At 70.9% G+C, this 7,579-nt stretch carries 7 protein-coding genes; all 7 read left to right on the forward strand.

From position 1 onward, the window contains the following. The first annotated feature begins 52 nt into the window (after positions 1 to 52). The 7 genes from LGM42_RS32550 to asnB all read left to right on the forward strand — a co-directional run bounded on the left by LGM42_RS32550 (position 53) and on the right by asnB (position 7,545). Positions 53 to 799 carry a SctK family type III secretion system sorting platform protein gene (locus LGM42_RS32550; protein WP_060310648.1) on the forward strand — a complete coding sequence of 249 codons (747 nt, stop codon included), beginning with the start codon at positions 53 to 55 and terminating at the stop codon, positions 797 to 799. Then, positions 781 to 1,410: a type III secretion system stator protein SctL gene (sctL, locus tag LGM42_RS32555; RefSeq protein ID WP_059639764.1), complete on the forward strand. Its 630-nt coding sequence runs from the start codon at positions 781 to 783 to the stop codon at positions 1,408 to 1,410. The genes LGM42_RS32550 and sctL overlap by 19 nt, the downstream gene beginning before the upstream one ends. Then, entirely contained in the window at positions 1,407 to 2,783 is a 1,377-nt protein-coding gene (gene sctN / locus LGM42_RS32560; protein ID WP_226234379.1) for a type III secretion system ATPase SctN, read from the forward strand. The genes sctL and sctN overlap by 4 nt, the downstream gene beginning before the upstream one ends. Then, the gene (locus LGM42_RS32565; RefSeq protein WP_226234380.1) at positions 2,776 to 3,462 is read left to right on the forward strand and encodes a hypothetical protein; all 687 of its coding nucleotides are present in this window, start codon (positions 2,776 to 2,778) and stop codon (positions 3,460 to 3,462) included. The genes sctN and LGM42_RS32565 overlap by 8 nt, the downstream gene beginning before the upstream one ends. Further along, complete coding sequence (gene sctT, locus LGM42_RS32570) at positions 3,456 to 4,265, forward strand: type III secretion system export apparatus subunit SctT (protein WP_059584718.1); 810 nt, start codon at positions 3,456 to 3,458, stop codon at positions 4,263 to 4,265. Before LGM42_RS32565 ends, sctT begins: the two co-directional genes overlap by 7 nt. Before the next feature lie 16 nt (positions 4,266 to 4,281). After that, the gene (locus LGM42_RS32575; protein ID WP_060310650.1) at positions 4,282 to 5,313 is read left to right on the forward strand and encodes an EscU/YscU/HrcU family type III secretion system export apparatus switch protein; all 1,032 of its coding nucleotides are present in this window, start codon (positions 4,282 to 4,284) and stop codon (positions 5,311 to 5,313) included. 264 nt (positions 5,314 to 5,577) lie between these two features. Further along, positions 5,578 to 7,545: an asparagine synthase (glutamine-hydrolyzing) gene (gene asnB, locus LGM42_RS32580; protein ID WP_099317667.1), complete on the forward strand. Its 1,968-nt coding sequence runs from the start codon at positions 5,578 to 5,580 to the stop codon at positions 7,543 to 7,545. The last annotated feature ends 34 nt before the right edge of the window (positions 7,546 to 7,579 follow it).

Genomic DNA, 7,579 nt, shown 5'->3' on the forward strand with positions numbered 1-7,579 from the left:
CGCAGCAGGCGGGCGGCGGGCTGCGTACGCCGGACGGCGCGCGCGACGGCGCATGAGCGATCCGCGCGCGCTGCCGCCGGGCGAAGCGGCCGCGTTCCACGCGGCGCCGCTGCCGTGGCTGCACCCGCTTGCACCGCCGCCTGCCGCGCGTGCCGCCGCGTTTCATGCGCTCGTGTGCGACTTCAACCTGCGGCCCGATCGCTATCTGCACGTGACGCGCGTGCCGGCCGAGTGGCCCGCGCGCTACCGTTCGCCGGATGCGTTCGGCGCGGCCGGCCGCAAGCTGCTGGCGCGGCACCTGCTCGCGCTGAACGGCGTGGCCGACCGGCACGACTTCGACGTGGCGAATCCGTGCGCGCGGCTCGCGCTGCTGCCGGGCGCGGCGCTCGAGCAACTGGCCGCGTATGCGGGGCTGCTGCTGCATCGCGCGTGGCTGCGCGACGCGCTGGCCGGGCGGCGCATCCGCGCGGAAGTGGCGGCGCGGCTCGGCGGCGATGCGCTCGAACTCGCGCTCGAACGCGCGCCGGAATTCGGCGCGCTCGCCGAAACGCTCGAACCGTGGCGCGCCGATCCCGCCGCGCTGCCGGTCGTGATCCGCGCGCGCGGCGGGCGCTTGCTCGCGGATTTCATCGCCGTGGCCGGCGACGCGGTCGCGCGGCGCGTGCGCCTGAAATTCAACCGCGCGATCGACGACGAAGCGCCGTACTGGCTGAACCGCGCGCAGCGCGATCAATTCGGCGAACTGATGTTCCTGTTTCTGATTCCCGAGAGGCTTGCGTCATGGGACTGGCTTTTCTGATCACGAGCGACAACCTGCAGCTTCTGTCGGAGCGCAAGGTGCTCAAGGAGCGCGAATACGCGGCGCTGCTCGACGCGTCCGCGGTGATCGCGACCGCGCATGAAGAGGCCGCGCGCATCGTCGCCGACGCACAGCGCGAATTCGACAAGCGCCAGGCGGCCGGCTACGACGAAGGCATGCGCCGCGCGCAGCGCGAGCAGGCCGCGCAGGCGTACACGCAGGCGCTCGCGGCCACGCGCACGATGGAGACGATGAAGGATGCGATGGCCGAGATCGTCGTGAAGGCCGTGCGCGCGATCGTCGGCGAGATGAGCACGCAGAAGCTGTACGAGGCCGCGCTCGCGCGGATCGCGCCGCTCGTGCGCGACGAGGCGTTCCTGATCGTGCGCGTCGCGCCCGGGCGCACGGACGAGATGCGCGACGCGCTCGACGGCGCGTTCGCGGGGCAGTCCAACCGGCAGAAGATCCGCATCGTCGAGGACGCGCAGCTCGAACGCCACGCGTGCACGGTCGAGACGCCCTCCGGGCGCATCGACGCGAGCCTCGACCTGCAGATCGACGCGTTGCGCCAGGCGATCCGCCGCGACGCGCTGAAGGGCGCCGCGCGATGAACGCGCCGCTCGACGATCGGCAAACGTTCGGCGACGACGACGGCGCGCCGTTCGATCGCGGCCGCCTCGTCGGCGAACTCGACGCGGGGCTCGCGTTCTTCTCGCCGGTATCGGTGCAGGGCCGCGTCAATCATGCGGTCGGGCAGATATTGAATGCGACGGGTATCCGCGCGCGGCTCGGCGAGATCTGCGAATTGCGCACGCCGAACCAGCCGACGCTGCTTGCCGAGGTGGTCGGCTTCTCGCGCCAGACGACGCTGCTCACGCCGCTCGGCGACGTGGCCGGGCTGTCGCCGGAGACGACCGTCGTGCCGTCCGGGCGCGAGCATGTGTTTCCGGTGGGCGAGGGGCTGTTCGGCCGCGTGCTCGACGGGCTCGGCCGCCCGCTCGACGATCGCGGGCCGGTGACGGGCGCCGCTTGGGTATCGACGCAGCAGGACCCGCCGAACCCGCTCGCGCGCAAGATGATCGACACGCCGTTTCCGACCGGCGTGCGCGTGATCGACGGCCTGATGACGCTCGGCGTCGGCCAGCGCGTGGGCATCTTCGCGCCTTCGGGTGTCGGCAAGAGCACGCTGCTCGGGATGATCGCGCGCGGCGCGCAGGCCGACGTGAACGTGATCGCACTGGTGGGCGAACGCGGCCGCGAGGTGCGCGAATTCATCGAGCACAGCCTGTCGCCCGAGGTGCGCGCGCGTTCGATCGTCGTCGTGTCGACGTCCGACCGCCCCGCGATGGAGCGCGTGAAATCCGCGCTGGTCGCGACCGCGATCGCCGAGCACTTCCGCGATGCGGGCAAGCGCGTGCTGTTGCTGGTCGATTCGCTGACGCGCTTCGCACGCGCGCAGCGCGAGGTCGGCCTCGCGAGCGGCGAGCCGCCGACGCGACGCAGCTTTCCGCCGTCGACGTTCGCGGTATTGCCGCGCCTGCTCGAACGCGCGGGGCAGGGCGCGCACGGGTCGATCACCGCGCTCTACACGGTGCTCGTGGAAGGCGACGAGGAATCGGACCCGATCGCCGAGGAGGTGCGCTCGATCCTCGACGGCCATATTGTGCTGTCGCGCAAGATCGCGCTCGCGAACCGCTATCCGGCGATCGACGTGCTCGCGAGCCTGTCGCGCGTGATGCCGCTCGTCGCGAGCCGTGCGCACCAGCATGCGGCCGCGCGCGTGCGCGAGCTGATCGCGAAGTACCAGGAGATCGAGCTGCTCGTGCAGATCGGCGAGTATCGCGAAGGCAGCGATCGGCTCGGCGATCTCGCGCTGCGCGCGCGCGACGCGATCGGCGCGTTCTGCGCGCAGGCGTCGGACGAGGACGTGCGCTTCGACGCGCTGCTCGCGAAGCTGACGAAGCTGGCGAACGATCATGTCTGAAGCCGATGACCGCCTCGTGCTCGCGACGCTCGCCCGCCTGAAGCGCGTACGCGAGATGCGCAGCCAGATCGCGCGCGTCGCGGCCGCGCGCCAGCAGGGCATCGCCGCGCAGAGCCGGCGGGTGCTCGCGGCCGCGCAGGCGCAGCTCGCGCAGCAGGTCGCCGCGAAGGCTGCGATCCGGACGCGGCTGGCCGACGACGTGCGCGAAGCGCGCGCATTGCAGGACGCGGCGGCCGATACGCGCACGTTCGACCGGCATATCGGCAACGCGAACGCGTCGGTGAGCGAGGCCGCGCACGTGCACCGCGGCCACGAAGCGACGCTCGCCGACCTGCAGCGCGCCGCGCGCAAGGCGAAGGCCGCGGAGGACAAGCTGGAGAAGGCCGGCGAGAAGGCGCTGCACGCGCGCGCCGCGCGGGTCGAGCGCGACGCCGACGACGTCGCGGACGGCTACGCGGTGCGGCGCTTCGCGACGGGCGGCACCTGGGTGGCCGGCGCGGGCGACGCGGCAGGTCATGCGTCCACGCCGCCGGCGGCCGCGGCCGCGTTCGATGCGGCCATGACCGAAACGGAGGCGGGCGCCGACATCGCCGCTGAAACCGTGCTGTCCGACGTGCCCGAGGTGCCTGACGCGGCTGGCGATCCCGCCCCGCCCGCCGCCGCGGAGCGCCGATGCTAGACCAGGCCGCGGGTTTCAACGATGTCGCCGGCATGCTGCGGCCGCTGCTCTACGTGATGCCGCGCCTGTTGCCGATCATGCTGGTCGTGCCGGTATTCAACGAGCAGATCATCACGGGCCTCGTGCGCAACGGAATCGCGGTCGTGATCGCCGCGTTCGTCGCGCCGGCGATCGATGCCGCGCAGGTAGCCGCGCTGCCGTTCCTGATGTGGTGCCTGCTGGTCGCGAAGGAGGCGATGGTCGGCATGCTGCTCGCCGGCGCGTTCAGCGCGGTGCTGTTCGCGATCCAGGGCGTCGGCTACCTGATCGACTTCCAGACCGGCAGCGGCAGCGCCGCGTTCTTCGATCCGATGGGCGGGCACGAGGGTGGACCGACCTCGGGATTCCTGAATTTCGTCGCGATCGCGCTGTTCGTCACGGCGGGCGGGCTGCAGGTGCTCGTGCAACTGTTCGCGCAGTCGTACGCATGGTGGCCGATCGGCTCGCTCGGCCCCGATTTCTCGTCGATGCTGCAGACCTTCATCGTGCGCCAGACCGACACGATCTTCGAATGGATGGTGAAGCTCGCCGCGCCGGTCACGATCGTGCTGGTGCTCGTCGAGCTCGGCATCGGCCTGGTCGGGCGCGCGGTGCCGCAGCTCAACGTCTTCGTGTTCTCGCAGCCGCTGAAAAGCGCGCTCGCGATGCTGATGATGATCCTGTTCCTGCCGGTGGTGTACGCGTCGCTGCACGCGCTGCTGAGCCCCGACAGCGGGCTGGTGGCGCTGCTGCGCGCGCTGTTCGCCGCGCACGGCGGCGGCTGAGCGCGCGGGAGCCGGGATGGCCGAAAAGGACCAGAAGCCGACCGCGAAGCGCCTGCGCGAGGCGCGCGAGAAAGGCGACGTGCCGAAGAGCGCGGAAACGGTGTCGTCGGCGTTCTTCGTCGGCGTGTGCGTGGCGCTCGCGGTGGGCATCGGTTCGCTGTTCGCGCGCTTGCAGGCGCTGTTCCGGCTCGTGTTCGACGCGGTCGGCGCGGCCGACCCCGCCGCGCGGCTCGCGGTGCTGATCGACGGCGCCGCGCGCGACTGGGCCACGCAGTCCGCGCAGATCGTCGCGGCCGGGCTGCTGGCGGGGCTGCTCGCGGGCTTCGTGCAGGTGGGCGGCGTGATGGCGTGGAGCCGCCTCGTGCCGCAACTGTCGCGGCTCAACCCGGCCGAGGGGATGAAGAACCTGTGGTCGCTGCGCAACCTCGTCAACCTCGCGAAGATGCTGCTGAAGACGGCGCTGCTCGTCGCGACGCTCGGCTGGCTGATCGTCGAGTCGCTCGATCCGTCCGTGCAGTCGGGCTTCACGCGGCCGGTCTCGATCCTCGCGCTGATCGTGAAGCTGCTGATGCTGCTGTTCGGCTGGGCCGCGCTGATCTATATCGTGATGGCGCTGATCGACATCGTGCACCAGCGGCACGAATTCAACCAGAAAATGAAGATGTCGATCGACGAAGTGCGGCGCGAGCACAAGGAGGACGAAGGCGATCCGCACATCCAGGCGAAGCGCCGCCAGCTCGCGCGCGAAGTGCAGTTCGCGTCGCTGCCCGACCGGATCGGCTATGCGTCGGTGGTCGTCTATTCGCCGCGCGTCGCGGTCGCGCTCTATTACGGCGGGATGGGCTCGCTGCCGTGGGTGCTCGCGCGCGGCGAGGGCGACGCGGCCGAGCGGATCGTGCGGCTGGCCCGCGACGCGCTGCGCCCGACGCTCGCGAACGTCGGGCTCGCGCAGGCGCTGTACGAGACGACGCCCGAGAACGGCACGATCCAGCCGCAGCATTTCCGCGAGGTCGCGCAGTTGCTGAAATGGGCGACCGGCGCCGCGTGACACGGCGTGGCGGCGTCGCACCGGCATGCGGCCCCATTTTTCTCCGCCACGCTTGCCGGCCCACTCATCCGATTCGATATGGCCCCGTTGCGCGGCCATCCGCATGCGGCACTTGACGTCCATTTTTTTCCGGACGCTGCCGACATTCACTGGTGAATTATTGCTGATTTATTTCTTCGTAATATGGCTCGACCGTCACGCCCGACGGCGGCCGCGAGGTCGTGCCGTCCGTGACGGAACAGGTCAACAGGGGCGGACAAATCAATGTGCGGAATCGACGGCTTTCTGAATAGCGTCGCCTTCGATGAGGAGACAGCGCGCGGCACGCTCGCGCGAATGACGGCGAGCCTTGCGCACCGCGGGCCCGACGGACAGGGGATCTGGGTCGACCCGGAGGCCGGCATCGCGCTCGGCCACCGGCGGCTCGCGATCGTGGACCTGTCGGTGCACGGCCGGCAGCCGATGGCTTCCGCGTGCGGCCGCTACGTTCTCGTCTTCAACGGCGAAATCTACAACCATCGCGAACTGCGCGCCGAGCTCGAGCGCGCGGGGCGCGCACCGGCGTGGCGCGGCCACTCCGACAGCGAGGTGCTGATCGCGGCGATCGTCGCGTGGGGCGTCGAGGCCGCGTTGCGCCGGGCGACCGGCATGTTCGCGTTCGCGCTGTGGAACCGCGCGTCGCGGGTGCTGACGCTCGCGCGCGACCGGATCGGCGAAAAGCCGCTCTACTACGGGCGGATCGGCGACGCGCTCGTGTTCGCGTCCGAGCTGAAGGCGCTGCGCGGCTATCCGGGCTTCGACGGCGCGATCGATCGCGACGCGCTGTGCCTGTACCTGCGCCAGTCGAGTGTGCCCGCGCCTTACACGATCTATCGCGGCATCCGCAAGCTGCCGCCCGGCACGTACGTCCAGTTCGAACATGCGCGCGACACGCCGCGCCTGCGCACCTACTGGGCGCTCGAACAGGCGATCGAGGCGGGCCGCGCGCAGCCGTTCGAGGGCAGCGCCGACGAAGCCGTCGACCAGCTCGACACGGTCCTGCGCCAGGCCGTCGCGCGGCAGATGGAAGCCGACGTGCCGCTCGGCGCGTTCCTGTCGGGCGGCATCGATTCGTCGACGATCGTCGCGTTGATGCAGGCGCAATCGGCGACGCCGGTCGACACGTTTACGATCGGCTTTCACGAGGCCGGCTACGACGAGGCCGGTTACGCGAAGGCGGTCGCGCGCCATCTCGGCACGCGCCATACCGAGCTTTACGTGACCGCCGACCATGCGCTCGGCGTCGTGCCGAAGCTGCCGTCGATCTACGACGAGCCGTTCTCCGACGCGTCGCAGATCCCGACCTTTCTCGTCTCCGAACTGACGCGCCGGCACGTGAAGGTGAGCCTGTCCGGCGACGGCGGCGACGAATTGTTCGGCGGCTACACGCGCTATTTCCTGACGCCACGCCTGTGGCGCAAGCTGCATCGCGTGCCGGCCGCCGTGCGCGCGCGGATCGCCGCCGCGCTGCACGCGTTGCGGCCCGATCATGCGGACCAGCTCGCGGCCGTCGCGCAGGGCGCGTGGGGCGGCGTGGAGGCGCGCGAATCGTCGTCGCGCATCGGCGATCGGCTGCACAAGCTCGGCCATGTGATGACGGCCGAGAGCCGCATCGGGCTGTACCGGCTGCTGATGTCGTCGGTGCATCATCCGGAGCGCATCGCGCTGTCGGGGCAGGAGCCGCCGACGCCGCTCGACACGGTGTCCGCGTGGCCCGCGCACCTGAGCTTCGCCGAGCAGGCGATGGCGATCGACACGCTCACGTACCTGCCGACCGACATCCTCGCGAAGGTCGATCGCGCGGCGATGGCCGTGAGCCTCGAGACGCGCATGCCGTTCCTCGATCATCACGTCGTCGAATTCGCGTGGCGCGTGCCGGCGTCGGTGCGCTTGCCGGAAGGGCAGTCGAAGGCGCTGCTGCGCCGGCTGCTCGACCGCTACGTGCCGGCCGCGCTGATCGACCGGCCGAAGCAGGGCTTCTGCGCGCCGGTCGACCACTGGCTGCGCGGCGCGCTGCGCGACTGGGCCGACGCGCTGCTGCGGCCGTCGCGCTTGCGCGAGGAAGGCTTCTTCGATGCGGCGGCGGTCGAGCGGCTGTGGCGCCAGCACCAGACGGGCCGGATGAACTGGCAGCATCAGCTGTGGACGGTGCTGATGTTCCAGGCGTGGCTGGAACATCAGCGGGCGGCGTGATGTCGCGTGATGCGGGGTGCCGCGCGCGACCGGC

Source organism: Burkholderia sp. AU39826 (assembly GCF_020419965.1).
GTDB lineage: Bacteria > Pseudomonadota > Gammaproteobacteria > Burkholderiales > Burkholderiaceae > Burkholderia > Burkholderia semiarida.

Bases quoted from the DNA above. Each gene is read 5' to 3' on its own strand.
- sctT (WP_059584718.1), top strand. From the start codon at position 3,456: ATGCTAGACCAGGCCGCGGGTTTCAACGATGTCGCCGGCATGCTGCGG.
- LGM42_RS32550 (WP_060310648.1), top strand. From the start codon at position 53: ATGAGCGATCCGCGCGCGCTGCCGCCGGGCGAAGCGGCCGCGTTCCAC.
- sctN (WP_226234379.1), top strand. From the start codon at position 1,407: ATGAACGCGCCGCTCGACGATCGGCAAACGTTCGGCGACGACGACGGC.
- asnB (WP_099317667.1), top strand. From the start codon at position 5,578: ATGTGCGGAATCGACGGCTTTCTGAATAGCGTCGCCTTCGATGAGGAG.
- sctL (WP_059639764.1), top strand. From the start codon at position 781: ATGGGACTGGCTTTTCTGATCACGAGCGACAACCTGCAGCTTCTGTCG.
- LGM42_RS32565 (WP_226234380.1), top strand. From the start codon at position 2,776: ATGTCTGAAGCCGATGACCGCCTCGTGCTCGCGACGCTCGCCCGCCTG.
- LGM42_RS32575 (WP_060310650.1), top strand. From the start codon at position 4,282: ATGGCCGAAAAGGACCAGAAGCCGACCGCGAAGCGCCTGCGCGAGGCG.